The organism is Caulobacter sp. GW821-FHT09B08, assembly GCF_059418225.1.
Genome location: NZ_JBWKPL010000008.1, coordinates 21,446 through 47,818 on the forward strand (window position 1 = coordinate 21,446; position 26,373 = coordinate 47,818).

25 protein-coding genes and 1 tRNA gene are annotated in these 26,373 nt (G+C 69.1%); 17 read left to right on the forward strand and 9 right to left on the reverse strand.

The window, feature by feature from the left end:
- Positions 1 to 98: 98 nt before the first annotated feature.
- From AC07OA_RS20335 to AC07OA_RS20350, 4 genes are all read left to right on the forward strand, one after another.
- On the forward strand, positions 99 to 713 hold the full coding sequence (locus AC07OA_RS20335; RefSeq protein WP_494665643.1) for a LemA family protein: 615 nt from the start codon (positions 99 to 101) through the stop codon (positions 711 to 713).
- Positions 714 to 894: 181 nt separating this feature from the next.
- Complete coding sequence (locus tag AC07OA_RS20340; protein ID WP_494665834.1) at positions 895 to 1,653, forward strand: TPM domain-containing protein; 759 nt, start codon at positions 895 to 897, stop codon at positions 1,651 to 1,653.
- Complete coding sequence (locus AC07OA_RS20345; RefSeq protein WP_494665644.1) at positions 1,653 to 2,354, forward strand: TPM domain-containing protein; 702 nt, start codon at positions 1,653 to 1,655, stop codon at positions 2,352 to 2,354. Before AC07OA_RS20340 ends, AC07OA_RS20345 begins: the two co-directional genes overlap by 1 nt.
- Before the next feature lie 54 nt (positions 2,355 to 2,408).
- Positions 2,409 to 2,825, forward strand: a complete 417-nt coding sequence (locus tag AC07OA_RS20350) for a YybH family protein (RefSeq protein ID WP_494665645.1) — start codon at positions 2,409 to 2,411, stop codon at positions 2,823 to 2,825.
- A gap of 108 nt (positions 2,826 to 2,933) precedes the next feature.
- Here the strand turns inward: AC07OA_RS20350 and AC07OA_RS20355 are convergent, their stop codons facing one another.
- Positions 2,934 to 5,327, reverse strand: coding sequence for a TonB-dependent receptor (locus AC07OA_RS20355; protein WP_494665646.1), 2,394 nt, complete (start codon positions 5,325 to 5,327; stop codon positions 2,934 to 2,936).
- A 362-nt stretch (positions 5,328 to 5,689) separates the two neighbouring features.
- Here AC07OA_RS20355 and AC07OA_RS20360 point away from each other — a divergent pair, with 362 nt between their 5' ends.
- From AC07OA_RS20360 to AC07OA_RS20370, 3 genes are all read left to right on the forward strand, one after another.
- On the forward strand, positions 5,690 to 6,877 hold the full coding sequence (locus tag AC07OA_RS20360) for an acetyl-CoA C-acyltransferase (protein WP_494665647.1): 1,188 nt from the start codon (positions 5,690 to 5,692) through the stop codon (positions 6,875 to 6,877).
- Positions 6,878 to 7,109: 232 nt separating this feature from the next.
- On the forward strand, positions 7,110 to 7,235 hold the full coding sequence (locus tag AC07OA_RS20365; RefSeq protein WP_494665648.1) for a hypothetical protein: 126 nt from the start codon (positions 7,110 to 7,112) through the stop codon (positions 7,233 to 7,235).
- A gap of 89 nt (positions 7,236 to 7,324) precedes the next feature.
- The gene (locus AC07OA_RS20370) at positions 7,325 to 7,465 is read left to right on the forward strand and encodes a hypothetical protein (RefSeq protein WP_494665649.1); all 141 of its coding nucleotides are present in this window, start codon (positions 7,325 to 7,327) and stop codon (positions 7,463 to 7,465) included.
- Positions 7,466 to 7,650: 185 nt separating this feature from the next.
- Here the strand turns inward: AC07OA_RS20370 and AC07OA_RS20375 are convergent, their stop codons facing one another.
- Positions 7,651 to 8,088, reverse strand: a complete 438-nt coding sequence (locus AC07OA_RS20375) for a COG3650 family protein (RefSeq protein ID WP_494665650.1) — start codon at positions 8,086 to 8,088, stop codon at positions 7,651 to 7,653.
- A 47-nt stretch (positions 8,089 to 8,135) separates the two neighbouring features.
- On the opposite strand from AC07OA_RS20375, the gene AC07OA_RS20380 reads away from it, so the two are divergent.
- The 4 genes from AC07OA_RS20380 to AC07OA_RS20395 all read left to right on the forward strand — a co-directional run bounded on the left by AC07OA_RS20380 (position 8,136) and on the right by AC07OA_RS20395 (position 12,032).
- The gene (locus AC07OA_RS20380; protein ID WP_494665651.1) at positions 8,136 to 9,278 is read left to right on the forward strand and encodes a DNA cytosine methyltransferase; all 1,143 of its coding nucleotides are present in this window, start codon (positions 8,136 to 8,138) and stop codon (positions 9,276 to 9,278) included.
- 80 nt (positions 9,279 to 9,358) lie between these two features.
- Positions 9,359 to 10,345, forward strand: a complete 987-nt coding sequence (cysK, locus tag AC07OA_RS20385; RefSeq protein ID WP_494665652.1) for a cysteine synthase A — start codon at positions 9,359 to 9,361, stop codon at positions 10,343 to 10,345.
- 14 nt (positions 10,346 to 10,359) lie between these two features.
- A complete protein-coding gene (locus AC07OA_RS20390) occupies positions 10,360 to 11,562 on the forward strand; it encodes an FAD-dependent oxidoreductase (RefSeq protein ID WP_494665653.1) in 1,203 nt (400 codons plus the stop codon).
- Entirely contained in the window at positions 11,559 to 12,032 is a 474-nt protein-coding gene (locus AC07OA_RS20395) for a very short patch repair endonuclease (protein WP_494665654.1), read from the forward strand. The genes AC07OA_RS20390 and AC07OA_RS20395 overlap by 4 nt, the downstream gene beginning before the upstream one ends.
- A gap of 101 nt (positions 12,033 to 12,133) precedes the next feature.
- On the opposite strand, the gene AC07OA_RS20400 is transcribed toward AC07OA_RS20395, so the two are convergent.
- The 3 genes from AC07OA_RS20400 to AC07OA_RS20410 all read right to left on the reverse strand — a co-directional run bounded on the left by AC07OA_RS20400 (position 12,134) and on the right by AC07OA_RS20410 (position 14,715).
- Positions 12,134 to 13,924: an ATP-binding protein gene (locus AC07OA_RS20400; protein ID WP_494665655.1), complete on the reverse strand. Its 1,791-nt coding sequence runs from the start codon at positions 13,922 to 13,924 to the stop codon at positions 12,134 to 12,136.
- Positions 13,925 to 14,090: 166 nt separating this feature from the next.
- Entirely contained in the window at positions 14,091 to 14,387 is a 297-nt protein-coding gene (locus tag AC07OA_RS20405) for a DUF167 family protein (RefSeq protein ID WP_494665656.1), read from the reverse strand.
- A gap of 4 nt (positions 14,388 to 14,391) precedes the next feature.
- A complete protein-coding gene (locus AC07OA_RS20410; protein ID WP_494665657.1) occupies positions 14,392 to 14,715 on the reverse strand; it encodes a YggT family protein in 324 nt (107 codons plus the stop codon).
- Positions 14,716 to 14,839: 124 nt separating this feature from the next.
- Between AC07OA_RS20410 and AC07OA_RS20415 the strand changes: the two genes are divergently transcribed.
- Positions 14,840 to 14,915 (forward strand) — tRNA-Ala (locus AC07OA_RS20415).
- 116 nt (positions 14,916 to 15,031) lie between these two features.
- Here the strand turns inward: AC07OA_RS20415 and AC07OA_RS20420 are convergent.
- The 3 genes from AC07OA_RS20420 to AC07OA_RS20430 all read right to left on the reverse strand — a co-directional run bounded on the left by AC07OA_RS20420 (position 15,032) and on the right by AC07OA_RS20430 (position 20,084).
- Positions 15,032 to 15,553, reverse strand: a complete 522-nt coding sequence (locus AC07OA_RS20420; RefSeq protein WP_494665658.1) for a DUF6702 family protein — start codon at positions 15,551 to 15,553, stop codon at positions 15,032 to 15,034.
- Complete coding sequence (locus AC07OA_RS20425) at positions 15,550 to 18,009, reverse strand: M1 family metallopeptidase (protein WP_494665659.1); 2,460 nt, start codon at positions 18,007 to 18,009, stop codon at positions 15,550 to 15,552. The genes AC07OA_RS20420 and AC07OA_RS20425 overlap by 4 nt, the downstream gene beginning before the upstream one ends.
- A 62-nt stretch (positions 18,010 to 18,071) precedes the next feature.
- Complete coding sequence (locus AC07OA_RS20430) at positions 18,072 to 20,084, reverse strand: TonB-dependent receptor (protein ID WP_494665660.1); 2,013 nt, start codon at positions 20,082 to 20,084, stop codon at positions 18,072 to 18,074.
- Between the two features lie 246 nt (positions 20,085 to 20,330).
- Between AC07OA_RS20430 and AC07OA_RS20435 the strand changes: the two genes are divergently transcribed.
- The 5 genes from AC07OA_RS20435 to AC07OA_RS20455 all read left to right on the forward strand — a co-directional run bounded on the left by AC07OA_RS20435 (position 20,331) and on the right by AC07OA_RS20455 (position 25,103).
- On the forward strand, positions 20,331 to 20,840 hold the full coding sequence (locus tag AC07OA_RS20435; protein WP_494665661.1) for a hypothetical protein: 510 nt from the start codon (positions 20,331 to 20,333) through the stop codon (positions 20,838 to 20,840).
- Between the two features lie 32 nt (positions 20,841 to 20,872).
- Positions 20,873 to 21,688: an aldolase/citrate lyase family protein gene (locus AC07OA_RS20440; protein WP_494665662.1), complete on the forward strand. Its 816-nt coding sequence runs from the start codon at positions 20,873 to 20,875 to the stop codon at positions 21,686 to 21,688.
- Positions 21,685 to 22,623: a hypothetical protein gene (locus tag AC07OA_RS20445; protein ID WP_494665663.1), complete on the forward strand. Its 939-nt coding sequence runs from the start codon at positions 21,685 to 21,687 to the stop codon at positions 22,621 to 22,623. The genes AC07OA_RS20440 and AC07OA_RS20445 overlap by 4 nt, the downstream gene beginning before the upstream one ends.
- 64 nt (positions 22,624 to 22,687) lie before the next feature.
- Positions 22,688 to 24,916 (forward strand): penicillin acylase family protein, encoded by a 2,229-nt coding sequence (locus AC07OA_RS20450; RefSeq protein WP_494665664.1) that lies wholly within the window; start codon positions 22,688 to 22,690, stop codon positions 24,914 to 24,916.
- A 13-nt stretch (positions 24,917 to 24,929) separates the two neighbouring features.
- Positions 24,930 to 25,103 carry a hypothetical protein gene (locus AC07OA_RS20455; protein WP_494665665.1) on the forward strand — a complete coding sequence of 58 codons (174 nt, stop codon included), beginning with the start codon at positions 24,930 to 24,932 and terminating at the stop codon, positions 25,101 to 25,103.
- Here the strand turns inward: AC07OA_RS20455 and AC07OA_RS20460 are convergent.
- On the reverse strand, positions 25,100 to 26,329 hold the full coding sequence (locus tag AC07OA_RS20460; protein ID WP_494665666.1) for an argininosuccinate synthase: 1,230 nt from the start codon (positions 26,327 to 26,329) through the stop codon (positions 25,100 to 25,102). The two genes, AC07OA_RS20455 and AC07OA_RS20460, sit on opposite strands and share 4 nt — an antisense overlap.
- Between the last annotated feature and the right edge of the window lie 44 nt (positions 26,330 to 26,373).

The window sequence follows — 26,373 nt, forward strand, 5'->3', positions numbered from 1 at the left end:
GTCGTCATCGTGTTTGCGCCGGCGCGCCGCTGGCCCTTAGTGTGCTTCGACGACTGAACGGCTTTACGCCCGGATCCAATCAGGCCCGAAGGGACTTCATGCGGATGCTCAGAACCCTCACCCGTCTCGCCCCCGTCCTCGCCGTGAGCCTGTTCCTGGCCGGCTGCGGGATCAACACCATCCCCACCCAGGACGAGGCGACCAAGACCGCCTGGGCCGAGGTGCAGAACCAGTATCAGCGCCGCGCCGACCTGATCCCCAACCTGGTCAATACGGTGAAGGGCTATGCGGCCCAGGAGAAGGGCGTGCTGGTCGAGGTCACCCAGGCCCGCGCCAGCGCCACCCAGGTCAAGGTCGACGCCTCGACCATCACCGACCCCGCCCAGTTCCAGCAGTACGCCGCCGCCCAGGACAAGCTGTCGGGCGTGCTGGGCCGGCTGATGATGATCCAGGAGAGCTATCCGGACCTGAAGTCGAACCAGAACTTCATGGCCCTGCAGAGCCAGCTGGAAGGCACCGAGAACCGGATCACCATCGCCCGGCGCGACTACAACCAGACCGCCCAGGTCTACAACACCACTCTGCGGACCTTCCCCAGCATCATCTGGGCCAAGACCCTGTACGGCTCGCAGAAGCCCGCCCAGCTGTTCCAGGCCACGGCCGACGCCCAGTCGGCGCCGACCGTGAACTTCGACGCCCCGGCGGCGCACTAGGGTGAGCCTGGCCGCCGCCTCCTCTCTCCTCCCCCGTGCAACGGGGGAGGTGGCGCGACGCCATCGGCGTCGTGACGGAGGGGGCGTCCCGGCCGCCGCACGACGCCCCCTCCGTCATGTCGCGTATCCGCGCCATGCCACCTCCCCCGTTGCACGGGTGAGGAGTTGGGTGCTGGCGACGCTGGTCTTGTTCTTCGCCCTCCCGGCCCTGGCCGCCGGCCCGACCTTCCCGCCGCTGACCGGTCGGGTGGTCGATGACGCGAACATCCTGTCGCCCCAGGTCGAGACCGACCTGACGGCCAAGCTGGAAAACCTGGAGAAGACCACCGGCCGCCAGGTGGTGGTGGCCACCGTGCCGGACCTCCAGGGCTACGAGATCGAGGACTACGGCTACCAGCTGGGCCGCACCTGGGGCATCGGCCAGAAGGGGACCAACACCGGCGCCATCCTCTTGGTCGCCCCCAACGAGCGCAAGGTGCGCATCGAAGTCGGCTACGGCCTGGAGCCGATCCTGACCGACGCCCTGTCCAGCGTGATCATCCAGACGGTCGTACTGCCGAAATTCAAGGCCGGCGACCTGGAAGGCGGGGTCACGGCGGGGACCGACGCCGTCATCCAGCAGCTGTCCCTGCCCGACGAGGAAGCCAAGGCCAAGGCGCAGCAGGCCTTCCACGTCGCCGAGGACGCCAAGCCCGAGGCTCCCTCGCCCATCTTCGCCCTGATCGTGATCATCGTGATCATCGTCATCCTCAGCCAGATCTTCGGTCGGCGCGGGCGTCGCGGCGGCCTGGGCTCGGCCCTGCCCTGGATCATCCTGAACGGCATGCTGAGCGGCGGGCGAGGCGGCGGCGGCGGATGGGGAAGCGGCGGCGGCGGAGGCGGCGGCTTCTCGGGCGGCGGCGGGTCGTTCGGCGGCGGCGGATCTTCGGGGAGTTGGTGATGAAGACGATTTCCCAGGCCGACCGCGACCGCATCGCCCAGGCCGTGGCCGACGCCGAGAAAACCACCGCCGGCGAGATCCACTGCGTGCTGGCCCCCGAGGTGGGCGGCGACCGCGAGGACGCCATGGCCTGGGGCGCGGCCGCGGCCCTGGTCCTGCCGCCCATCGCCCTGTTCCTGGGCCTGGACCTGCAACGACCGACGCCGGGCTGGCCCCTGACCGAGTGGCAGGCGGCCCACGGCGCGGTAGCCGAGCTGGCGGCGCACGCGGCGGTGTCCAACTACATCGCCCTGCAGGCCCTGGTGTTCATCATCACCGCCCTGGTGGTGTCGATCCCGCCGATCCGCCGCCTGATCACCCCGCGACCGCTGAAGGCCGCGCGGGTCAAGCGGGCCGCCACCGCCCACTTCCTGGCCCAGGGCCTGCACCTGACGTCGGGTCGCACGGGCGTGCTGATCTTCGCCGCCCTGGCCGAGCACCGGGTCGAGGTGATCGCCGACGAGGGCATCCACGCCGCCGCCCCCACGGCGGTGTGGGACGAGGTGGTGGCCGACATGGTCGCGGGCCTCAAGAGCGGCCGCATCGCCGACGGCTTCGTGGCCGCCGTGGGCCGGGCCGGCGCCGTGCTGGCCGCCCACGTCCCGCCGCGTCCCGGCGACGTCAACGAGCTGCCCGACGGCCTGACCGTGCTGCCGCGCTAGAGGGGGCGGTTCGACGCCGACGCGCGTTCTAGGCGTGACGCCAGGAGGATCCCCATGAGCGACCCGACCGACTTCACCGCCTTCCTCGAGCAGCGCCGCCGCGTGGCCCAGGCCTATGTCAACGGCGACGCCGGCCCGCTGGGCGAGATCGCCGCCCAGGCCAATCCGGCCACTTTCTTCCCGCCGCACGGCGGGCGCGAGCAGGGCGCCGGCCACGTCACCGCCGTCAATGCGCGCGGCGCGCGCGGCTTCGCCCCCGGCGGCGAGACCACGCTGGAGATCCTGCACAGCCAGGCCGACGGCGAGCTGGCCTATTGGACCGGCCTGCAGCACGCCACGGTGCGCCTGGCGGGCAAGACCGAACCCGTCGAGATGCACCTGCGGATCACCGAGATCTTCCGCCGCGAGGACGGCGACTGGAAGATGATCCACCGCCACGCCGACGCCCTGGCCGAGGCGGCGGGCAAGTAGCCGCACGGCCGGGGACATGCCCTTGGGCGTGTCCCCATGTTCAGGCGCGGAGCTTGCGGTTGGGGACACGCCCATGGGCATGTCCCCGGTCGCTTTCCCGGTCGGTTCCTAGAACGACTTGCGGACCGTCACCCCGATCGTGCGGGGCTGGCCGATCGAGTAGCCCAGGCGCGCCCGACCGCCGCGCTCGCGGTCGAACGACAACAGGGCGTTCTCGTCGAACAGGTTGTTGGCGTAGACGATCACGTCCAGCCCGTCCTGCATCTGCAGGCCGGCGCTGAGATTGACGATCTCGTAGCTGGGCAGCTGCAGGTCCAGGACCGTGGGATTGTTACCCGAAGCCCCGCCGAACGGCAGGCCCGAGACGAAGGAGCGCGGATTGTTCTCCTGGTCGCTGGCCTGGGTGTAGCGGCTGCCCACGTGCTGGACCGAAGCGGTGATGTAGCCGTCCATGGTGGCCGACAGGTTCCGGGTATAGGTGGCGTTGATCGAGATCTGGAACTTGGGCACCGAGGGCAGGCGGTTGCCGTCCCGGATGCCGCCGATCACCGCGCCCGTGCCGTCCTTGACCGTGGAGTCGAACTGGGCCTCCAGCAGGCTGCCCGACACGCCGATCTCCAGGCCGGGCGCCGGGTGGGCGGTCAGCTCGCCTTCCACGCCCATGGTGTGGGCCTTGGGCACGTTGAACACCACGCGCGACGAGCACGAGCCGGCGTCCAGGGTGGTCTGCAGGTTCTTGATGTCGGTGTAGAACACCGCGCCGTTGAACGAGACGCCGCCGAAGCGCGACTTCACCCCGCCCTCGTAGTTCCACAGGGTCTCGTCGTCGTACTTCTGGTAGCCGCCGAAGATCGCCGCGTCCTGCGGGGTGCACAGCGGGATGTTCAGCGGGTCGTTGACCCCGCCCAGCCGGAAGCCCTTCGACGCCTGGGCGTTGAAGGTCATGCTCGGGCTGGCCTTGTAGCTGAGCAGCACCCGGGGGGTGAAACCGTCCGACGAGGTCTTGTCGGTCTGGTTGTCGCCGTTGGCGAACAGGCCGCCGGACTTGAACTGGCGGGTTTCGCTGAAGTCGTAATAGCGGCCGCCGGCGGTGATGGTCAGCTTGTCGATCTCGTAGCTGGCCTCGCCGAACACCGCCTTCTGCTTGATGTCGTAGGGCAGGTAGGCGTTGTAGGGCGAATTGGCCGGGAAGCCGTTGGCCACCGCCGCCGAGGTGCCCGCGCCCAGGGTGGCGTCGGTATAGGCGTCGTAGCCGGGGGTCGGCAGGCGCTGGTTATAGACCCGGTCGACCTTGGAGTAGAATCCGCCGACCACCCATTGGAACGGGCCGTCGGTGTCGGAGGCCAGACGCAGTTCCTGGGTGAATTGTTCGAGGTCGGTGGTGTCGACCAGCTTGGACGGCAGGGTCACGGCGGCGGCCGGGAAGCCCAGGTCCACCGAGACGCTGCCGGTCAGGGCGCTGGCGTCGCGGTTCACGGCGATCTTGCGGTCGATATAGCTGGTCACCGAGGTCAGATCGACGCCGTCGAAGCCGAACGAGGCGGTCAGGTCGCCCAGGAAGGTCTTGTCGCCGAAGCTCTCGTCCAGCAGCAGGTACTGCTGGCGCTCGCCCAGGGTGATGGCCGGGCGGGTGGTGGTGAACGGGTTGGCGAACAGGTTGAAGGCTTCCTGGCGATTGAAGCCGCCGGCCTTGATCTCCTGATAGACCACGCGCGGGGTGATCTTGATGTCGTCGGTCGGCTGGAACAGCAGCGCGGCGCGGGCCCCGCGGCGCGAGCCGTCGTTGACGTTGTTCTTGCGCGTGCCGCCTTCACCCAGGGCGTCGACGAAGCCGGCATATTCGGTGTCGTAGCCCACCACCCGCAGGGCGGCCTTGTCGCCCAGGGGCAGGTTGATCACGCCCTTGAGGTAGCCGCCGACATCGTCCTCGTCGACGGTGTTGAGATTGGCCTCGACCATGCCCTCGAACTTCTCGAGCTTGGGCTGCTTGGTGATGTAGCGGATCGTGCCGCCCACCGAGCCCGAGCCGAACAGCGTGCCCTGCGGGCCGCGCAGGGTCTCCACCCGGTTCAGGTCGAACAGGTCGATGTCGGGCGTGAACAGCGACAGCGAGATCACCGACTCGTCGAGATAGACCCCGACCTGCTCCTTCACGCCCGGCTGGTCGCGCACCACCTGGCCGGCCGAGACGCCGCGCACCGACACCTGGCTCTGGCCGGGACCCAGGTTCTGGATCGTCAGGCCCGCCACGTTGCGCGACAGGTCCTCCAGCGTCACCGCGCCGGACTTCTGGATGTCGGCCTCGGTCTGGGCGTTGATCGAGAACGGGATGCTCAGGATGGTGGCGTCGCGCTTGGTGGCGGTGACGATGATCTCCTCGACGGCGTCGGCCTTGTCCTGGGCCGAGGCGGCCACGGGGGCGGCCAGCAACGAGATCGCGGAAAGCGAAGTGGCGGCCAGCAGGGCGCGGCGCGCACGGGGGCGCTGGGTCTCTAGGCGCATGAATTCCTCCCAAACTCTTTTTCTAGTGGCTCTTTGATTTTCAGTGTTCGGCCACAACTGGAGCGTTCTTTGCGTCCACGGCTGAAGTCAATGTCAATCCAGCACGCCGCGCCCTGGCTGGTCGCCTTTCCATCAAGGCGTGGGATGCGGGCAACAATGCACCGCTTGTCTTGCGAAGATCGGGCAATCTTCACCCCGCGCGCGGGCTCTTTTTGCGGACGTTTACGCTTGGGGAAACGAAAGTCTCCGCCCAGGCCCGCCGGCGCCCACGTCGCTTTACGTGCGCGTGATCTTTCCCGCGCGGAAATCCCGGTCTAGGGTGCCGGCAATTCAAACTAACGTTTTAATGGGGAGTGCGCCCAATGCGCGAAGCGGTCATCGTCTCTTACGCCCGGACGGGCCTGGCCAAGTCCAATCGCGGCGGGTTCAACAACACCCACGGCGCGGCCATGGCCGGCCACGCCATCCAGCACGCCGTGTCGCGCGCCGGCCTGGACGGCGCCGAGGTCGAGGACGTCGTCCTGGGCTGCGGCGGCCCCGAAGGCGCCACCGGCATGAACGTGGCCCGCAACGCCGCCATCTGGGCCGGCCTGCCGGTCACCACCTCGGGCCAGACCGTCAACCGCTTCTGCTCCTCGGGCCTGCAGGCCATCGCCACGGCCGCCAACTACGTGCGCAACGACGGCGCGCCGGTCGCTGTCGGCGGCGGGGTGGAGTCGATCTCCCTGGTCCAGGGCGGCGGTCACATGAACCGCTTCCACCTGACCGAGGAGAAGCTGCTGAAGGAAAAGCCGGCGCTGTGGATGGCGATGATCGACACCGCCGACATCGTGGCCAAGCGCTACAACGTCGCCCGCGACTATCAGGACGAATATTCGCTGCGCAGCCAGCAGCGCATCGCCGCGGCCCAGGCCGCCGGCCTGTTCGACAACGAGATCGTGCCGATGGCCACCAAGATGAAGGTGGTCAACAAGGAGACCAAGGAAGAGAGCCTGGTCGACTACGTGGTCAGCAAGGACGAGTGCAATCGTCCGGAAACCACCCTGGAGGGCCTGGCCAAGCTTGAGCCCGTCAAGGGTCCGGGCAACTTCGTCACCGCCGGCAACGCCAGCCAGCTGTCGGACGGCGCGGCCGCCGTGGTGGTGATGGAGGCCAAGGAGGCCGCCAAGCGGGGCCTGGAGCCGCTGGGCCTGTTCAAGGGTTTCGCCATCGCCGGCTGCGAGCCTGACGAAATGGGCATCGGCCCGGTCTTCGCCGTGCCGCGCCTGCTGGAACGCCACGGCCTGAAGGTCGACGACATCGACCTGTGGGAGCTGAACGAGGCCTTCGCCAGCCAGTGCCTCTACAGCCGCGACCGCCTGGGCATCGATCCGGAGAAGTTCAACGTCAACGGCGGCTCCATCGCCATCGGCCACCCCTTCGGCATGACCGGCGCCCGCTGCGCCGGCCACCTGCTGCTGGAAGGCAAGCGCCGCAAGGCCAAGCTGGGCGTGGTGACCATGTGCATCGGCGGCGGCATGGGCGCGGCGGGTCTGTTCGAGATCTTCTGACGCGGCCGGGGACAGGCACATGTGCCTGTCCCCGATCGGGATCGGTAAGCTGAAACTTACTTGATGAGCCCCTGAATCCTGAATGGATTCAGGGGTTTTTCGTGTCTTCATGCCACGTCGCACAACCCAAAGATTGCCGCGAATTAATCACAACCCGGCTTGAGCTCCCAGGGAACGCCGTTATCTACGCCGCTCCACAACGCCCCTCGGCGCCAGACAGAAGACCAAGACCATGAGCGCCAAGGCCCTCTTCCCTCTCCTCGCCGTGCTGTCGGCGGTCATCGGCATGATGCTGCCCGTCCCCGATCGCGGGGTCGCGCCGACCCGGTCGATGATCGAGACCCTCGAGATCGGCTAGCGCCCCTCTTGAACGTCGGTAAACCGCAACCATCTTTGTTACCAATCAACCCACCCTCGGCGACGTCTCGCCGAACCAGGACCACCGCCATGGCTTCCGCCACCAAGGCTCTCTTCGCCCTCGCCGCCGTCGCCGCCGTCTCCATCGGCCTGCTGCTGCCCGTCCCGAACGCCGGACGGCAGGACCTGAACGCGCGCGGGCACTACGAGCTGATGGACGTGGGCAACTAAGCGCCCCAACCCCCACCGCCCGTCATCCTCGGACTTGTTCCGAGGACCCCTGTTTCAGCCAAGAAGAAAGAAGATCCGTAGAGCGGAGCGCTCGCGGGTTTCCGCCCAATCGCGGCGTCAGCGGACCGAGGGATCCTCGGAACAAGTCCGAGGATGACGGGTGGGAGGGGACGAGCGGGCGGGCTCTACGGCCTCGGCTGGCTGGCCAGTTCGGCCGGCGTCGCCGCGCAGCCCTTCAGCGCCTGGCCATCCACGGTCGCCTCGGCGCGATAGCCGTAGCGACGCTCCGACATGCCGTCCGAGCACGGCTCGGGGTCCAGCCGGAAGGTCAGGGTCCCGGCGCGCCACACGCCAGCGTCGCCATCGACCTTCACCCCGGGATTGGCGGCGGCCACGTCCGCCTGGCCCGCTCGCGACAGGACCAGGCCATCGGCCCGGATCTTCCCGCCCCAGAACGGCTCGGTTCCCACAAGGTCGAAGTCGCCGGAGAAGTCCGGTCCCGGCGGGGCCGAGGCCGGGGCGTCGGCCGGCGGCGGCGTGGCCCCCTCCGAGGCCCCCATCGGCGCCTCCCCGCACGCGACGAGCAGCAGCAGCGAACAGACGAGGGCGGCGGATCGAAGCATGGCGGGCGCTATCCTTGGCGTGGCGGCTCACGCTAGACTCGCCCGCGATGAATCGGAACGCCCCCCCTCCCAAGAATGGGCCCACCTTCTACGAGTTCTTCGCCGGCGGCGGGATGGCGCGCCTGGGGTTGGGCGAGACCTGGACCTGCGCCTTCGCCAACGACTTCGATCCGGTCAAGGCCGCCACCTATCGCGACAACTTCGCCGACGCAGCGGATCACTTCCACGAGGGCGACGTCTGGAAGGTCGCGCCCGCCGACCTGCCGGGCAAGGCGGACCTGGCCTGGGCGTCCAGCCCCTGCCAGGACTTCAGCCTGGCCGGCGCCCGGGCGGGACTGCAGGGCGGCCGTTCCTCGGCCTTCTTCGGTTTCTGGAAGCTGATGGAGGCCCTGTCCGCCGAGGGGCGCGGCCCCGACACCGTGGTGGTCGAGAACGTGGTGGGCCTGCTCACCTCGCACGGCGGCGCCGACTTCACCGCCCTGTGCCGCGCCCTGGCGGGCCAAGGCTATCGCTTCGGCGCCCTGGAGATCGACGCGGCCCGCTTCGTGCCGCAGTCGCGGCCCCGCGTCTTCGTGATCGCCACTCGCCTGCCGATCGACGATCTCGCCGGTCCCAGCCCCTTCCAGACCCGCGCCGTGCGCGAGGCCCACGCCCGCCTGCCCGCCGAGCTGAAAGCGCTGTGGACCTGGTGGGGCCTGGACGCCCCGCCGGCCCGCAACGCCGACCTCTCCGCCCAGCTCGAACCCGACGACCAGGTCGCCTGGCGCGCCGACCAGGACACCCAGGCGCTGCTGGCTCTGATGGCCCCCGCCCACCGCGCTGCGGTCGAGGCCCGCGTGCAAAGCGGCGAGCGCGCGGTCGGCGCCGTCTTCCGGCGGATGCGCGGCGGCGAGCAGCGGGCCGAGGTGCGGTTCGACGGCCTGGCCGGGTGCCTGCGCACCCCGCGCGGCGGCTCCTCGCGCCAGACCCTGCTGGTGATCGACAAGGGCCGGGTGCGCTCGCGCCTGCTGGGTCCGCGCGAGGGCGCTCGCCTGATGGGCCTGCCCGACGGCTATCGCCTGCCCAAGAGCGCCACGGCCGGCCTGCACGTGATCGGCGACGGCGTGGCCGCCCCAGTGGTGCGCTGGCTTTCCGAGCGGCTGCTGACTCCGCTCAGCTCGAGGAAATCTACGCCGCTCGCCGCCGAATGAGCCGCTGACACGCCAAACCCCACGGCCTAAGGTGGATTAAGGCCTTGAGGCCAGACCATCACACCCAAGCGAGACTTCCCATGGACGACGCCTCCTCGATCTACGACGCCGCGCGGTTCAAGCGCAGCGGGCGCGGCAAGATCTACGACTCGATCCTCGACACGGTGGGCGACACCCCGCTGGTCCGCCTGCCCCACCTGACCGCCGAGCTGAAGCCCAAGGGCACGGTCGTGGCCAAGCTGGAGTTCTTCAACCCGCTGGCCTCGGTCAAGGACCGCATCGGCGTGGCCATGGTCGAGTACATGGAAGCCAAGGGCGTCCTGAAGCCCGGCGGCACTATCGTCGAGCCCACCAGCGGCAACACCGGCATCGCCCTGGCCTTCGTGGCCGCCGCCAAGGGCTACAAGCTGACCCTGGTCATGCCGGAAAGCATGTCGATCGAGCGCCGCAAGATGCTGCTGCTGCTCGGCGCCAAGCTGGAGCTGACCCCGGCCGAGAAGGGCATGCGCGGAGCCGTGGCCCGGGCCCAGGAGATCATCGAGGCCACCCCCGGCGCGGTCATGCCCCAGCAGTTCGAGAACACCGCCAACCCCCTGATCCACCGTGTCTCGACGGCCGAGGAGATCTGGAACGACACCGCCGGCGCCGTGGACGCCGTGGTCTCGGGCGTGGGCACCGGCGGCACCATCACGGGCGTCGGCCAGGTGCTGAAGGCCCGCAAGCCGGGCCTCAAGATGGTGGCGGTCGAGCCCGAAGCCTCGCCGGTGCTGTCGGGCGGCGCGCCCGGCCCGCACAAGATCCAGGGCATCGGCGCCGGCTTCGTGCCGGGCATCCTGGATCGCGGCGTGATCGACGAGATCGTCCAGGTCAGCAACGACGACAGCTTCGCCATGGCCCGCAAGGCGGCCGCCAGCGAGGGCCTGACCGTCGGCATCAGCTCGGGCGCGGCCCTGACCGCCGCCTTCGACCTGGCCCTGCGCGACGAATATGCCGGCAAGCTGATCGTGGCGATCATCCCCAGCTTCGCCGAGCGCTACCTGTCGACGGCCCTGTTCGAAGGGCTCTAGTCCGGCGCGGGGGCATGAAGGTCGGGATCGTCGGCTGCGGCGTGGGCGGCATGGCCTCGGCCATCGCCCTGGCGCGCGCCGGCCACGCCGTCACCCTGCTGGAGGCCTTCGAGGCCCCGCGCCCGCTGGGCTCGGGCCTGCTGCTTCAGCCGACGGGCCTGGCGGCCCTGCGCGCCCTGAAGTTGGACGAGCAGGTCCGCGCCGCCGGGGCGGTGATCGGCCGGCTGGACGGCGTCGACAGCCGCGGCCGCAAGGTCATGGACCTGGACTACAATCACTGGAAGCCGGGCGGTCACGGAATCGGCATCCACCGCGGCGTGCTGTTCCAGACCCTGCACGACGCCCTGCCCGGCGCGGGGGTCGAGGTGGTGACGGGGGCCAGGATCGTCCGGGTCGAAAACCCCGCCCGCCCCGTCCTGCACGACGAACGCGGCCGGTCCTGGGGACCTTTCGACCTGGCGGTGATCGCCGACGGTTCGGCCTCGCCGCTGCGGCCGCTTCTGCGTCCCAAGGCGCGGGCGCCGGTCTATCCGTGGGGCGCGGTCTGGACCCACGTGGCCGATCCGGAGGACCGCTTCGGCGGCGCCTTGCGGCAGGTCTATCACCGGGCCGAGGTGATGGTCGGCGCCCTGCCGGTCGGCCGCGATCCGGAGGGCCGCTCGGCCACGGGACTGGCGATGTTCTGGTCGGTCCCCGTGGCCGGGCTCGACGCCTTCCTGGCCGGTGACTTCGCCGCCTGGCGGGACGAGCGCCTCAAGCCGCTATGGTCAGACCTGGCCGCCCTGCTGGCCGACCGCGACGACTGGAGCGGTTTCTCCCGCGCCCTCTATCGCGACGTCTCGGTGGGGCGCTGGAACCACGGCGCCTGCACCCTGCTGGGCGACGCGGCCCACGGCACCAGCCCGCAACTGGGCCAGGGCGCGAACCTGGCCCTGGTCGACGCGGTCGAGCTGGCCGAGCGCCTGGGCCGCGACAGCCGTCCGGTCGCCGTCTCGGTGAAGGCCTGGCAGGCCGACCGCCGCCGCCACACCGCCCTCTACCAAGCAGCCTCCAAGGCCCTGACGCCGCTCTTCCAATCGCACGGCGGCTTCTGGTCGGGGGTGCGCGACTGGCTGTTCACCCCGATGTCGGGCCTGCCCGGCGCGCGGCATGTAGCCGCCCGCTTGCTGACCGGAACCCTGCGCCTGGGCCGCTTCCCGCGCGTTACACGGCCATGACGCCCCCTAAGAGCACAGATGTCTACGACAGCGCCAAGCGCTCGGCGGTGATGGCGCGGGTCAAGAGCACCGGCACCAAGCCCGAGCTGCTGATCCGCAAGATCCTGACGCAGCTGGGCGCCCGCTACCGCCTGCACCGCAAGGACCTGCCCGGCTCGCCCGACGTGGCGATGCCCGGTCGGCGGCTGGCGATCTTCGTCCACGGCTGCTTCTGGCACGGCCATGACTGCGCGCGGGGTTCACGGGTGCCCAAGGCCAACCGCGACTACTGGCTGGCCAAGGTGGCGCGGAACACGGCGCGGGACGCCCGGAACGTGGCGGACCTGACGGCCGCCGGCTGGCGGGTGGAGACGGTGTGGGAGTGTGAGATGAAGGATCGGGAGGGGTTGAGGGGGAGGTTATCCGCGCTGCTCGACGAGACTCCACGCTTGCCCCCACCTGGCGGCTTCGCCGCCTGTCCGCCCCCATAGGGGGCGGAGCTTCCTCGCGCTGAACCTCGCCACCGGGGCTCTTCCCCCTATGGGGGAAGACGACCGCGAAGCGGTCCGTAGGGGGCAAGTGTCCGGTCGCCCTAAGCCGCCACCCGCTTCACGCCCGCCGGCAGCACCTCGCTCAGCGCCGCGTGCAGCTGGCTGGGATCTATCGGCTTGGCGACGTGGGCGTTCATGCCGGCCGCGTGGCAGGCTTCCCAGTCCTTGGGGGTGGCCGAGGCGGTGACCGCGATCACCGGGATGTCGCGGTTGGGACCCTCGGCGGCGCGCAGCTGGCGGGTGGCGTCGCGGCCGTCCATGCCGGGCATGTAGACGTCCATCAGCATCACGTCGAAGACCTCGGAATGCAGAAGCTCCAAGGCCCGCTCGCCGGACTCCGCCAGGGTGGGCTGGATGCCGAACGACTGCAGCACCAGTTCGATGGCCCGGCGGTTGACCACGTGGTCGTCGACCACCAGCACCCGCGCCCCCTCGATGGCCGCCCCGCCGACGACGTCCTCGGGGGCCTCGGCGGCCGCGACCTGGATCGCGAGCCGGAAGCGCGCGCCCTTGCCGGGCGTGCTGGTCACGGTCAGGTCCCCGCCCATCAGCCGGGCCAGCTCGCGGCTGATCACCAGGCCCAGGCCCGAGCCGCCGTGCTCGCGCACCACGCTGGAGGCCAGCTGGTCGAACGGGGTGAAAAGGCGCGACAGCTGCTCGTCGCTCAGGCCCGGCCCGGTGTCGGCGACCACCGCCTCCAGCACCAGGTGATCGCCCTCTTCGCGCGCGCTGAGCCGCACGGTGACCGCGCCCTGGACAGTGAACTTGATGGCGTTGGACAGCAGGTTGTTGAGCACCTGGCGCAGACGCATGGAATCGCCCGCCACCCAGCGGGGAAGATGGGCCGCGCCCTCGACCCGCAGGCGCAGGCCCTTCTTCTGGGCGTCCGGACGCCACAGGCGCAGGGTGTCGGCCATGGCCTGGCGCAGGTCGAACGGGGTGCGCTCGACCGCCATGCGCCCGGCGTCCAGGCGCGACAGGTCCAGAAGGTCGTTGAGCAGGGTGCGCATCATGGCCCCCGCGTCGCCGATCAGGGCCGCGTGGGTCTTGGAGGCCAGGTCCGGCACCTCGCTGTGCAGCCGGGCCGCCCCGGCCAGTATGGCGCTGATCGGAGTGCGCAGCTCGTGGCTGATCATGGCCACGAAGGCGGACTTGGCGGCGACGGCCTCCTCGGCCTCGTGGCGGCGGCGCTCGGCCTCCTCCTTGGCGGCGGCCTCGGCGGCCAGGGCGCGCTCCAGGGTGCGACCGGCCACCGTCACGGAGATGACCAGCAGCAGAATACCCAGCCACAGGGCGTCGGCCAGGCGCGCGCCCGGATTGTTGGCCCGGGCGATGAACGGCACGATCATCAGATAGATCACGTGCGGAGCCGCCGCCGAGATCGTCGCCGACCTCAGGCTGGAATTGACGATGATGACGTTGAGCAGGGCCCCGGCCAGCAGCAGGCCGCCCAGGGTCGGGGCGAAGCGCTCGTGCGAGGCGAACAAGGGCAGCGACAGAAAGCCGAAGATGGCCGAGGTGATCACCGGCATGGTCGCCACGGCGGCGCGCAGGACCCGGCTGCGGCGCGTCGGCGGCTGGCGCACCAGCGCCTGGATCAGCGACAGCTCCAGCACCTGGGCCGCCGCATAGGCGCCCGCCCAGACCCAGGTCCACCACATGCCGATGAAGACGTGCAGCATCAGGGCGATGGCGACAGTGGCCAGGACGCGCAGATACAGGTTGCCGCGACGCGCGATCGCGGCCCTCACCTCGCCCGACTGTTCCTTGGTGTCGTCCACGCCGCCCCCGGAAGCGCCCGGCCCCCGCCAGACGCGACAGCCCCATAGCATGAAATGCTTTGGCTAAGAGGGGGTGAAAGAACGCGATTCGTTCGCGTCTTCGTCGTCAGGGTACGGCCAAGACGTACCCCGGATGACCAGCGAAACGGGCATTTTGCGCCATTGGGCATGGCCAAGCTGGGATTCGTGATCACGAATTGCCCCATCGTACCGGCGGTCAGCCCGGGGGCGGCGGCCCCAGGGCGCGCGTCAGCGACAACGAGTCGCAGCCCGCCACGGCGATGATCTTCAGCCGCGCCCCGGCCCCGGACACGACGCTCACGGACGATTTTGGAACGCCCAGGGCCTTGGCCAGCAAGGCGATCAGGGCGGCGTTGGCCGCGCCCTCCACCGGCGGAGCGGCGACCCGAACCTTCAGATAGGGCCGCCCGTCGCCGTCCGTCGCCCAACCGTCGATGGCCTCGCGCCCGCCGCGCGGGGTGAGGCGCACGGCCAGGCGCGCGGCCTCGGCCATCGGATCAGTAATAGCCGCCGGACAGGCCCAGCAGGGTGCGTTGCAGGGCCGGCAGCAGGATGCTCTGCACGCCGGTGATGATCAGCAGCACGACGATGGGGCTGATGTCGACGCCGCCCAGCGGCGGGATGATCCGGCGGAACGGTCGCAGCACCGGATCGGTCACCCGGTCCAGGAACGTGCTGATCTGGTAGACCGCCCGATTGCGCAGATTGATGATGTCGAACGCCACCAGCCAGCTCAGCACGGCCGAGATGATGATCGCCCACCACAGCAGGCTCAGCAGCCCGCCTAGGATGAAGAAGACGAAGTTGATGATGGCGGCCATGAGCTTCCTGTCCGATTGTCCCGCTTCTTGCCGCGCCTTGTCGCCCCTGGCAAGCCAAGGCCGCCAGATCGGCCAACCGGGCGCTTGACGCGGTCGCCGCCCCAAAGTATCTCCGCGCTTCCTTGGGGCCGTAGCTCAGATGGTAGAGCGCCTCGTTCGCAATGAGGAGGTCAGGGGTTCGATTCCCCTCGGCTCCACCAAGGACCTCCAAAAACAAGCGCTTGGCTTCGGCGACCCTATCCGCGACAGCCGGAAGAAGCGCCGATAAGCGCTGGATAAGCGCCCGTCTCGCACTCCGCGAATGGTCGCCAGGCGGTCAGTCCACCGCGGTCAGCGACTGAACCTGGGCGCCCTGGCCCTCGAAGACCAGCGTTCTGGTCAGTCCGCCCCGGCGAATATTCACCTGGTTCACCTGGTCCGGATAGACATCGGCGAACATGCTGGCCTTGATGTCGATCTCGCCGAACACGTCAGGCGCGGGAATCTGGCCGGCATAGACCATGCGGACCTCGTCGGCGCCCAGGGTCATGTCCTTCAGGACAAGGGGCACGCCGGCGCCCTTCACCGCCACCGCGAACCGCGCGCCGATATAGGCCGTCAGCGCCTTGACCGCGTCCGGATCGTCCAGACTGGTCTGGGCGTCGGGCGCGATCTCGGCCAGGGCCGGCTCGGTGTCGTGGGTCTGGAACCGGTGGCTGACGGTGACGGCGCCGGTGCGGGCGTCGAGCTCGACGACGCTCAAGGCGCTGTGGCCCCGGTGCGCGGCCGCCGGAACCGGCGAGAGCAGAGCTCCCGCCGTCAGGGCGAAAACGACCGCGCGCCGGGACGGATCGGTCACTTGTCGTCCTTCTTGTCGTCGCCGTCCTTCTTGGGCGGATTGGGCAGGGTCGTGAGACCGCCCGGCTCGATCTTCAGATCGGCGTCCTTCATCCGGTTGGAGCCTTCCGGCGGCTTGCTGATCTTCAGCGTCGTGGGCGTGATCGCGCCCGCATAGACATTGTTGCCGCGATCGGCGTCGGCGGTCTCCCACATCGGGTCCAGCTCCGCGCCCTTGACCTGCTTGGGCGAGACATACTGCCAGGTCACGGTCTTGGGGTTCTTGCGCCAGATCTCGGCCGGGATGCGGATCGTCTCGGTCGTGCCGTCGGTGTAGTCCAGCTTCAAGATCACCGGCATCACCAGGCCACCGATATTGCTGAAGGTGAAGCGGTAGAAGTTGTCTTTCACCGCCTGGGCTTCGGCGTCTTCCGGTTCCAGATCGTCGCGCGCCGACTTGGCCTTCTTGCGAGCGCTGTCGGTGACCAGGAATTCGTCGGTCTGCGTATAGAAGTCGCGGGTCTTGGGATCGCGCTCGACCACCGTCTGGCCCTTGTTGCGGCTGACGGTCAGGGAGGCGGGCTCCTTCTCGCGCTCGGTCCGGCGGGTGGCGGATTCCAGCTCCGGATCGCCGCTGTCGAGACGGCCCTGGGTCACCTTGTCCAAGGCGATGTCGACGTGGTCGGTCGAGTAGAACCAGCCGCGCCAGAACCAGTCCAGATCGACGCCCGACGACTCTTCCATGGTGCGGAAGAAGTCGTACGGCGTGGGGTGCTTGAAGCGCCAGCGGTTGGAATATTCCTTGAACGCGCGGTCGAACAGCTCGCGGCCCATCACGGTCTCGCGCAGGATCACCAGGGCGGTGGCGGGCTTGCCGTAGCCGTTGGCGCCGAACTGCAGCACCGAGTCCGACTGGGTCATCAGCGGCACCTGGTCCTGGCTGACCATGTACTCGACGATGTCCTTGGGCTCGCCGCGGCGCGAGGGGAACTTGGCGTCCCACTGCTTCTCGGCCTGGAATTGGAGGAAGGTGTTGATGCCCTCGTCCATCCAGGTCCACTGGCGCTCGTCGGAATTGACGATCATCGGGAAGTAGTTGTGGCCGACCTCGTGGATGACCACGCCGATCAGGCCGTTCTTGGCGCGGTCGGTATAGGTCAGGGCGCCGGTCTTCTTGTCCTTCACCGGACGGCCGCCGTTGAAGGCGACCATCGGATATTCCATGCCGCCCTGCGGGCCGTTGATCGACTGGGCGACGGGGTAGGGATAGGCGAAGGTGAAGTCCGAATAGACCTTCAGGGTGTGGGCGATGGATTTGGTCGAATAGGCGTCCCACAGCGGCCGGGCTTCCTTGGGGAAGAACGACATGGCCATGACCAGCGGATATTCGGCCTTCGGATCGGCCTGCTTCACGCCCTGGGCGTCCCAGATGAACTTGCGCGACGAGGCCCAGCCGAAGTCGCGGACGTTCTTGGCCTTGAACACCCAGGTCTTTTCGCCGCCGGCCTTGGTCTTCTCCGCCGCGGCGGCCTCTTCGGGCGTCACCACATAGACCGGCTCGCTGGCCGTGCGGGCCTTGGCCAGGCGCTCGCGCTGGGCGGCGCTCAGCACCGCGCCGGCGTTCTGCAGCTCGCCCGTCGCCGAGACCACGTGGTCGGACGGCACGGTGAGGGCGACGTTGTAGTCGCCGAACTCCAGGGTGAATTCGCCGCTGCTGAGGAAGGCCTTGTTGTGCCAGCCCTCGTAGTCGGAATAGACGGCCAGACGCGGGAACCACTGCGAGATCTCGAAGATGCAGTTGCCGTCCTCGTCCTTGGCGGTGAAGCACTCGTAGCCGCTGCGGCCGCCGATGATCTTGGTCTCGATGATCGGGAACGACCATTCGATGCTGATCCTGGCCTCGCCGCCGTTGGCGCGCACGGCCTGGGGCAGGTCGACCCGCAGCAGGCTGTCGACCACGGTGAACTTCAGCGGACGGCCCTGGGCGTCCTTCACCGACTTGATCGTGAAGCCGCCTTCCCACTCCTGGTAGCGCTTGGCGCGCCGCACCTGGCCCAGGCTGATGCCGTCGCCCGACACCGTCTCGGTCATGTGGCTGATCGAGTCGCGCTTGAAGTCGTTCTGGTCGAGCAGCAGCCACAGATAGGGCAGGTCGTCGGGCGAGTTGTTGCGATAGTTGATCGTGCCCTTGCCGACGATCTGGCGGCCCGGCTCGTCCAGCCGCGCGGAGATGTCGTAGTCGACCTTCTGCTGCCAGTAGCGATAGCCCGGCGCGCCCGAGGCGTTGCGATAGTCGGTGGGGGTGGGCCAGTCCTCGCCTTCCAGCTGGCGGAACTTGTCCTCGAACGCGCCCTTGGTCTGGCGGATGGCGTCGGCGTGCGCGCCAGTCGCGCCCAGGGCAGCGGCGATCGCGCCGACCACGGCGTAACGAAGTGAATTCTTAAGCAAGGCAGCCCCCGATTTACTCGGGCGGGACATTATCGAAACTGTCGCGATTGGCGAGAGCGTCAAAAATTTTTACCCGACTTCCGGCCTTTCGCTCACAAATCGAGCTTCACGCCCACGCGAAAGGCGCGCGGTTCGACCGGGTGGAAGTGGAGGTCCTCCACGCCGCCGGCCGCCTCGCCCGGCAGGCGCGAGGCGTAGAAATAGGCGATGTCGTCACGCTTGGAGCCGGTCAGGTTCAGGCCTTCGACCATCAGGCTGAAGCGGTCGAACTTCTGAACGAACAGGCCGTTGACCAGGACGGTCGGGCGCGAACGGACGCTGTTGTCCTCCACCAGGGCCGCCGATCCCAGCCGACGATAGGTCAGGGAGAGGGTCGAGGCCCGGCCCAGCGACCAGGTGGCGCCGGCGCTCAGCACCGTCCCGACGGCGTTGGGAATGCGGTCGCCATCGGGCGGATCGCCGGCGAACCGCGCCCTGGTGGCGGCGTAGGAGGCCGTCAGGTTCAGCCGCGCGGTGGGCCGCCAGTCGGCCAGGGCCTCGAACCCCAGCCGGCGGGTGGCGCCGCTGGCCTCGGTGAAGCCGGCGTCGCCGACATAGACCAGTTCGGAATCGACCTTCAGCGCCCAGACGGCGGCCGTCAGGGTCAGGCCGTCGGCCCGCCAGCGCGAACCCAATTCGCCGCCGGTCGCGGCCGACAGCAGCGGCGCGCGATCGGCCGGCTGGCCGCTGACCGGATCGACGGCGATCACCGCACCCCGCGCGTCGTTGGAATGGAACCCGCGTCCGGCGTCGGCATAGAGCTCGAACCGCCGCGACACCCGCCAGGCCAGGGCCAGCTTGGGGCTGACCAGGGCGTCGGACACCCGGCCCGAATTGCGCGGATCGCCGGCCTTGACGTCCGCGACCATCAGGTCGGCGCGCAGGCCCAGGGTCGTATCGACCGGGCCCAGGCGACGCGAGGCCTCGCCCCAGCCGGCCAGCGACCACTGGGTCAGGGCGTCCTGGCGCACCGTCTGGCGTCGGACCCGGGCCGTGGTGCGGTAGAGGCCGACGGTCCCGATGTCGTCCACCCGCGCCGAACCACCCGTTCTCAAGGTCCAGCCACCGGGCTGGGCGCTCCAACGCTTGGTGATCGAGCCGCCATAGATCCAGCGGTCGTCGGCCTGCTCGAACTGGTCGCCATTGACCGGGTCATCGAGGAAATAGGTGAAGTTCGACCACAGGTTCAGCTTGTAGCGCTGGACATAGACGACGCTGTCCAGGCCCCGCAGCAGGTCGCGGCGGCGGGCCGAAAGCATGTAGCGCGCGGTCTTGCCGCCGTCGGTGGCGTCCACCGCGTCGAGGCGGCCCAGGGTTCCGTCCTCCACCGCCCGCAGCGGAATCTGGTCCGTGGCGTTCCAGCGCGCGTCATAGGCCAGGGCCGTGACCGACCAGCCGCCCACCACGGCGCGGCCCAGCAGGTTGACCTTGCGCAGGTCTTCCGGCGTCGCCCACGGGCCTTGCGAGGTGCTCACGTCGGCGGCGACGATGGCCTTGTCGGTCAGTTCCTTGGCGCCGAGCAGGCGATAGGCCTGGTTCTGGCCGATCCAGGCCTGCAAGCCGTCGCCGTGCAGGTGGTCGGCGGTCTCGAACGCCACCGCCCCGGCCGTGGCGAAGTCGCCGTTCTGGGCCGAGTAAGGCCCCTTGCGAAACGCGATGTCGTGGACGAATTCCGGCGTCAGCAGGTTCAGGTCCAGATAGCCCTGGCCATGGCCGTGCGAGGGCAGGTTCAGCGGCGCCCCGTCCAGCGAGGCGGCCAGGTCCGTGCCGTGGTCCAGGTTGAAGCCGCGCAGGAAATACTGGTTGGCCTTGCCGGCTCCGGAGTGCTGGGTGGCGGCCAGGCCGGGCACCACTTCCAGCAGCTCGCCGGGGCGCAGCAGCGGCCGTACGGCGAAGTCGCTATAGGCCACGCGGCCCTCGCTGGCCGACATCGCCTGGCCCAGGTCGTCGGCGCGCCGCCCCCAGACCGAAACGGCCTCGACCTCCTGGGCGCGCGCCGTCCCGGCCAGGGCCAGAAGGACGACCGCCCACGGCGCGACGGCGCCCCATCCAGAGTTAGATCCCATCGACGCGGCGGTCCCCCGACTTGGCTCAAGCTTCCTACTAGAAACTGACGAATCCGCACAACGTGGGATTGGGGCCTCCGATTGCAGCGCCCCTAGCGCCGGCGGCTCGAAGCGCCGTCGCCGGCGCGCGTGACGCGTCGCGAAATCGCGCCTGTGTGAAACCCATCGGGGGTCGTCTTCTGTTGTAGACGCGAGGGGCGCGCTCCTTTAGCCGCTAGCCTGCAACCGACGATGGAGGACGACGCGATGCTGAAGGACACCCAGAGGGCGCGGCCGACCATCACCGCCGATGGCGACATGATCCGCGAGAACGTGATCGACGGCCTGCGTTTCAAGGAAGTGCGCAACGTGGTGGCTCGCAACGGCGTGGTCACCGAGCTGTGGCGGCCCGAATGGTGGGGCGAGGACACCCGGCCCAAGCACGTGGTCTACGCCACCCTGGCGGCCTTCTCCGAGACCAACTGGCATTGCCACGGCCGGCAGAACGACCTGCTGTTCGTGGTGCGCGGCCTGATCAAGCTGGCCTTCTACGACGGCCGCGAGGACTCGCCCACCTACAAGACCCTGAACGTCATCCCGTTCAGCGCCGCCCGCCCCACCCTGATCCATGTGCCCTGCGGCATCTGGCACGCCCTGAAGAACCTGGACGGGTCGGAGTCGGCCTACGTGACCATGAACGACGCCCCGTTCAACTACGACGAGCCGGACGACTACAAGCGCCCGCCGGGCGACACGGCCCTGCCCCGTCCTTTCTGAATCACGCCCCTTCTGAGTCGAACATCCTTCCAGTGCCCTATCCTTTCGTCCTGACCGCCATCACCCGCGACCCGGCCCTGGCGGCGCTTTGCGACGCGGCCGGCGTCGACCGCATCGGCGTGGACATCGAGCGCCTGGGCAAGACCGACCGCCAGGGCCACGTGCCCAACGCCCGAATCTCCGACCACGAGCTCACGCACCTGCGCGACCTGGGCCGTGTCGTGCGCAACGCCGTCCTGTTCGCCCGCCTCAACCCGCTGCACGACGGCAGCGGGGACGAGATCGACCAGGCCCTGGACGCCGGGGCCAGGGCGCTGATGCTGCCCTTCTTCCACACGGCGGGCGAGGTCGAGCGGTTCGTGCGGCTTGTCGACGGCCGGGCCGAGGTGAGCCTGCTGCTGGAAACCATCGCCGCCGTCGTGCGCTTGCACGAGGTCCTGGCCGTGGACGGCGTCGGCGAGATCATCATCGGCATGAACGACATGAGCCTGTCCTGCGGCCTGCCGGACCTGCTGGAGCTGCACGGCTCCGACCTCCTGGACCACATCGCCGGCCAGATCCGGGCCAAGGGCGTGCCGTTCGGCTTCGGGGGCCTGGGCCGGGCCGGCGACGAGGACCTGCCCCTGCCGTCCGACATGGTGATCGCCCTGCACCCGCGCCTGGGCTCGACCCGGGCCTGGCTGTCGCGCTCGTTCTTCGGCGCCGATCCCACGGTCGGCGACATCGCCGCTGAGGTGACCGCCCTGCGGGAACGTCTGAGCTATTGGGCCGACCGCTCGCCCCAGGATCGCCTGGAGCAGCGCGACGCCCTGCGCCGACGTCTGACCGCCCTGCGAGGAACCGCATGAACGGCCCCGCCTACATCACCTATTTCGACCAGCGCTACCTGGCCCGGGCCCTGGTGATGCTGCGCTCGCTGCGGCGGGCCGACCCGCTGTCGATGATCTTTCCGCTGTGCCTGGACCGCCTGACCTACGAGACGGTGGCGGGCCTGCGCGACCCCAATATCGTGCCGATCGCCCACGAGGAGGTCCTGGCCTTCGAGCCCCGCCTGAACGAGCGCGCCGACCGCCCGCGCGGGGCCTTCTACGCCACCCACAAGCCCGTGCTGCCGCGCTACGTCATGGCCCGCTGGCCGGAAGTGACGCGGGTGACCCACGTGGACGCCGACACCCACTTCCACAGCTCGCCCGCCCCGATCTTCGCCGAGGCGCCGCAGGCCTCGATCCTGGTCTCGCCGCACCGCTATCCGGAGGGCCGCGACTGGTCGGCCTATTACGGGCGGTTCAACGCCGGCCTGATCTCGTGGCGCAACGACGACACGGCCAAGGCGTGCCTGGCCGAATATCTGGAGCAGTGCCTGGACCGGGTCGAGCCGAACGAGCAGGACGGCCACTTCATGAACCAGGGCTACCTGACGGCCTGGCCGCAGACCTATCCCGACGTCCACGTCATCCAGCATCCGGGGGCCAATCTCGGCCCCTGGAACGTGCTGAACCACACCCTGCGCAACCGGCGGATCGACGGCCGAGACGTGGTCAGCGTCGACGGCCAGCCGCTGATCTTCTTCCACTTCAGCCGGATGTTCCGCGATCCCGACGGCTTTTGGCGCACCGACTTCCTGGAGTTCGGCGAGGCCAACCTGGCCGTCGCGCTGCTGAAGATCTACCAGCCCTATTTCCGCGAGGTCGACGACCAGATGGCGCAGCTGGCGCGGATCGGCATGGCGCCCCTGCAGGTCGAGCGGCCCGACAATCTGGACGACTGCTTCTATCTGACCTGACCGGCGGCTGGACAAGCCCCGCGCGGCGCCGGACGTTCGCCCCCTGGGAACGGAGGGCGGCGTCTTGCGCAACGGAAAACGACGGGTGTGGGCGACGGCCCTCGGAGCGCTTTGCCTGTCAGCGTCGGGCGCCCAGGCCCTGGCCGCCGCGCCGGCCGGCGACCTGGCCCGCCAGAAGGCGACGGCCGCGCGGGTCCAGATCGTCCGCGACGACTGGGGCATCGCCCACGTCCACGGCAAGAGCGACGCCGACGCGGTGTTCGGCATGATCTACGCCCAGGCCGAGGACGACTTCCCGCGCATCGAGGCCAACTACCTGACCAATCTGGGCCGCACCGCCGAGGCCGAGGGCGAGAAGGCGATCTGGCAAGACCTGCGAATGCGGCTGTTCGTCGATCCCGCCGACCTCCAGGCCCGCTACGCCAAGAGCCCCGCCTGGCTGAAGGCCCTGATGACCGCCTGGGCCGACGGGCTGAACTACTATCTGGCCACCCATCCGCAGGTGAAGCCCAGGGTGCTGACCCGCTTCGAGCCGTGGATGGCGCTTTCCTTCACCGAGGGCAGCATCGGCGGCGATGTCGAGCGGATCTCGCTGGGCGAGCTGGAGGCCTTCTACGGCAAGCCGCAATTGCAGGCCTCGGCCGAGGTCAAGGCGCGGGAGTTCGCGGAGGCCATCGCGTTCCGTGAACCGACCGGCTCGAACGGCTTCGCCATCGCTCCATCCAACACCAAGGACGGCCACGCCCTGCTGTTGATCAACCCGCACACCTCGTTCTTCTTCCGGTCCGAGCAGCAGGTGACCAGCGACGCGGGACTGAACGCCTACGGCGCGGCGACCTGGGGGCAGTTCTTCATCTACCAGGGCTTCAACGCCCATGCCGGCTGGATGCACACCTCCAGCACGGTCGACGTGGTCGACGAGTTCGCCGAGACGGTGTCGCGCAAGGACGGCGCGCTTTTCTACAAGTACGGCGCCGACATCAAGCCGGTGGAAACCAAGACCGTCGAGATCGCCTATCGCCGGCCCGATGGAACGCTGGGGACGCGGACCTTCACGACCTACCGCACCCACCACGGCCCGATCGTGCGGGCGGCGGACGGCAAGTGGGTGGCCTTCGCCATGATGTACAAGCCGGTGGAGGCGCTGGAGCAGTCGTTCCTGCGCACCAAGGCGACCGACTATGCCGGCTTCCTGAAGGTCGCCGAGCTGAAGGCCAATTCGTCGAACAACACCCTGTTCGCCGACGACAAGGGCGAGGTGGCCTATCTGCATCCGCAGTTCATCCCGAAGCGCGACGACCGCTTCGACTACACCAGGCCGGTCGACGGGTCGGACCCGGCCACCGACTGGAAGGGCCTGCACGCCCTCTCCGAAGCGCCGCACCTGAAGAACCCGCCTAACGGCTGGCTGATGAACACCAACAACTGGCCCTATTCGGCGGCCGGTCCCTACAGCCCTAAGCCGGCCGACTATCCGCGCTACATGGACAGCGTCGGCGAGACGCCGCGCGGGGTCCACGCCACCCGGGTGCTGTCGGCCCGCAAGGACTTCACCCTGCCCACCCTGATCGCGGCGGCGTACGATCCGTACCTGACCGCCTTCGCCGACCTGATCCCGACCCTGTCGAAAGCCTATGACGAGACGCCCGACGGCGATCCGCTCAAGGCGCGTCTGGGCGCCCAGGTCGCGGCGCTGAAGGCCTGGGACCTGACGTGGTCGGAGGGCTCGACGGAGACCTCGCTGGCGGTGTTCTGGGGCGAGGCCCTGTGGGCCAAGTCCGCCGCCGAGGCCAAGAAGGCGGGCGTGTCGGTCTACACGTACATGGCCGAGCGCACGACCCCGACCCAGAAGCTGGCGGCCCTGGCCGAGGCCTCCGACCGCCTGGCGGCCGACTTCGGCGACTGGCGGACGCCCTGGGGCCAGATCAACCGCTTCCAGCGCAACGACGGGGCCATCGTCCAGACCTTCGACGACGCCAAGCCCTCGATCCCCGTGCCCTTCGCCTCGGGCCAGTGGGGCTCGCTGGCCTCGTTCGGGGCCAAGCGCTATCCGGGCACGAAGCGGTACTACGGGACCAGCGGCAACAGCTTCGTGGCCGTGGTCGAGTTCGGCCCGCGCGTGAAGGCGATGGCGGTCTCGGCGGGTGGCGAGAGCGGCGATCCGGCGTCGAAGCACTTCGCCGACCAGGCCGAGCGCTACGCCAAGGGCGACCTGCGGCCGGTGTACTTCTATCCGGACGAGCTGAAGGGTCACGTGGAGCGGACCTACCGGCCGGGCCTCCCTCTCCCATAGGGAGAGGGTTGGGGTGAGGGGTTACGGTGTCCGACGGAGGGCCGGCACGCCGTCAAGCCTCGTAACCCCTCACCCTCCCGTCGCTTCGCGACGGGTCCCTCCCTCTCCCTCTGGGAGAGGGCGCACAACAAAAAAGCCCCGCCGTCGCCGGCGGGGCTCTTCGTTTCGTCGGGCCGTGAACGCTTAAGCGTCGCGGCGGTCGCGCTTGGCCAGGACGCGCAGGCGCAGGGCGTTGAGCTTGATGAAGCCGCCGGCGTCGCGGTGATCGTAGGCCACCTTGCCCTCCTCGAAGGTGACCAGGTCCTGGTCGTACAGCGAGTACGGGCTGGTGCGGCCGATGACGGTGACGTTGCCCTTGTAGAGCTTCACGCGCACCTGGCCGGAAACCTTCTGCTGGCTGTAGTCGATGGCCGCCTGCAGCATCTCGCGCTCCGGCGTGAACCAGAATCCGTTGTAGACCAGCTCGGCGTACTTCGGCATCAGCTCGTCCTTCAGGTGCATCGCGCCCCGATCCAGGGTGATGGACTCGATGCCGCGGTGGGCGGCCAGGAGGATCGTGCCGCCCGGGGTCTCGTAGACGCCGCGCGACTTCATGCCCACGAAGCGGTTCTCGACCAGGTCCAGGCGCCCGACGCCGTTGTCGCGACCCAGTTCGTTCAGCTTGGTCAGCAGGGCGGCGGGCGACAGCGCAACGCCGTCGATGCCGACGGGGTCGCCCTTCTCGAAGTCGATGGTGATGATCGTCGGTTTGTCGGGCGCATCCTCCGGCGCGATCGTGCGCATGTGGACGAACTCGGGGGCCTCGACCGCCGGATCCTCCAGGACCTTACCTTCCGACGAGCTGTGCAGCAGGTTGGCGTCGACGCTGAACGGGGCTTCGCCGCGCTTGTCCTTGGCGATCTGGATCTGGTGCTTCTCGGCGAAGTCCAGCAGGGCCTCGCGGGACTTGAAGTCCCACTCGCGCCACGGGGCGATCACGTGGATGTCGGGCTCGAGGCCGTAATAGCCGAGCTCGAAGCGGACCTGGTCGTTGCCCTTGCCGGTCGCGCCGTGGCTGACGGCGTCGGCGCCCATCTTGCGGGCGATCTCGATCTGCTTCTTGGCGATCAGCGGACGGGCGATCGAGGTGCCCAGCAGGTACTGGCCCTCGTAGACCGTGTTGGCGCGGAACATCGGGAACACGAAGTCGCGGACGAACTCCTCGCGCACGTCCTCGATGAAGATGTTCTCGGGTTTCACGCCGGCCGCCAGGGCCTTGGCGCGGGCCGGCTCGATCTCTTCGCCCTGGCCCAGGTCGGCGGTGAAGGTGATGACCTCCGCGCCGTATTCGGTCTGCAGCCACTTGAGGATGATCGAGGTGTCGAGACCGCCCGAATAGGCGAGCACGACCTTCTTCACGGGCTTGGCGGCCATGAGCGGGGTCCTTCCGAGAAACACAAAGTCGCGGGTGTCCTCCG

Excerpts from the sequence above, each read along its gene's own strand:
- AC07OA_RS20335 (WP_494665643.1), top strand. The coding sequence starts at position 99 with ATGCGGATGCTCAGAACCCTCACCCGTCTCGCCCCCGTCCTCGCCGTG.
- AC07OA_RS20345 (WP_494665644.1), top strand. The coding sequence starts at position 1,653 with ATGAAGACGATTTCCCAGGCCGACCGCGACCGCATCGCCCAGGCCGTG.
- AC07OA_RS20350 (WP_494665645.1), top strand. The coding sequence starts at position 2,409 with ATGAGCGACCCGACCGACTTCACCGCCTTCCTCGAGCAGCGCCGCCGC.
- AC07OA_RS20355 (WP_494665646.1), bottom strand. The coding sequence starts at position 5,327 with ATGCGCCTAGAGACCCAGCGCCCCCGTGCGCGCCGCGCCCTGCTGGCC.
- AC07OA_RS20360 (WP_494665647.1), top strand. The coding sequence starts at position 5,690 with ATGCGCGAAGCGGTCATCGTCTCTTACGCCCGGACGGGCCTGGCCAAG.
- AC07OA_RS20365 (WP_494665648.1), top strand. The coding sequence starts at position 7,110 with ATGAGCGCCAAGGCCCTCTTCCCTCTCCTCGCCGTGCTGTCGGCGGTC.
- AC07OA_RS20370 (WP_494665649.1), top strand. The coding sequence starts at position 7,325 with ATGGCTTCCGCCACCAAGGCTCTCTTCGCCCTCGCCGCCGTCGCCGCC.
- AC07OA_RS20375 (WP_494665650.1), bottom strand. The coding sequence starts at position 8,088 with ATGCTTCGATCCGCCGCCCTCGTCTGTTCGCTGCTGCTGCTCGTCGCG.
- AC07OA_RS20380 (WP_494665651.1), top strand. The coding sequence starts at position 8,136 with ATGAATCGGAACGCCCCCCCTCCCAAGAATGGGCCCACCTTCTACGAG.
- cysK (WP_494665652.1), top strand. The coding sequence starts at position 9,359 with ATGGACGACGCCTCCTCGATCTACGACGCCGCGCGGTTCAAGCGCAGC.
- AC07OA_RS20390 (WP_494665653.1), top strand. The coding sequence starts at position 10,360 with ATGAAGGTCGGGATCGTCGGCTGCGGCGTGGGCGGCATGGCCTCGGCC.
- AC07OA_RS20395 (WP_494665654.1), top strand. The coding sequence starts at position 11,559 with ATGACGCCCCCTAAGAGCACAGATGTCTACGACAGCGCCAAGCGCTCG.
- AC07OA_RS20400 (WP_494665655.1), bottom strand. The coding sequence starts at position 13,924 with ATGCTATGGGGCTGTCGCGTCTGGCGGGGGCCGGGCGCTTCCGGGGGC.
- AC07OA_RS20405 (WP_494665656.1), bottom strand. The coding sequence starts at position 14,387 with ATGGCCGAGGCCGCGCGCCTGGCCGTGCGCCTCACCCCGCGCGGCGGG.
- AC07OA_RS20410 (WP_494665657.1), bottom strand. The coding sequence starts at position 14,715 with ATGGCCGCCATCATCAACTTCGTCTTCTTCATCCTAGGCGGGCTGCTG.
- AC07OA_RS20425 (WP_494665659.1), bottom strand. The coding sequence starts at position 18,009 with ATGTCCCGCCCGAGTAAATCGGGGGCTGCCTTGCTTAAGAATTCACTT.
- AC07OA_RS20430 (WP_494665660.1), bottom strand. The coding sequence starts at position 20,084 with ATGGGATCTAACTCTGGATGGGGCGCCGTCGCGCCGTGGGCGGTCGTC.
- AC07OA_RS20435 (WP_494665661.1), top strand. The coding sequence starts at position 20,331 with ATGCTGAAGGACACCCAGAGGGCGCGGCCGACCATCACCGCCGATGGC.
- AC07OA_RS20445 (WP_494665663.1), top strand. The coding sequence starts at position 21,685 with ATGAACGGCCCCGCCTACATCACCTATTTCGACCAGCGCTACCTGGCC.
- AC07OA_RS20460 (WP_494665666.1), bottom strand. The coding sequence starts at position 26,329 with ATGGCCGCCAAGCCCGTGAAGAAGGTCGTGCTCGCCTATTCGGGCGGT.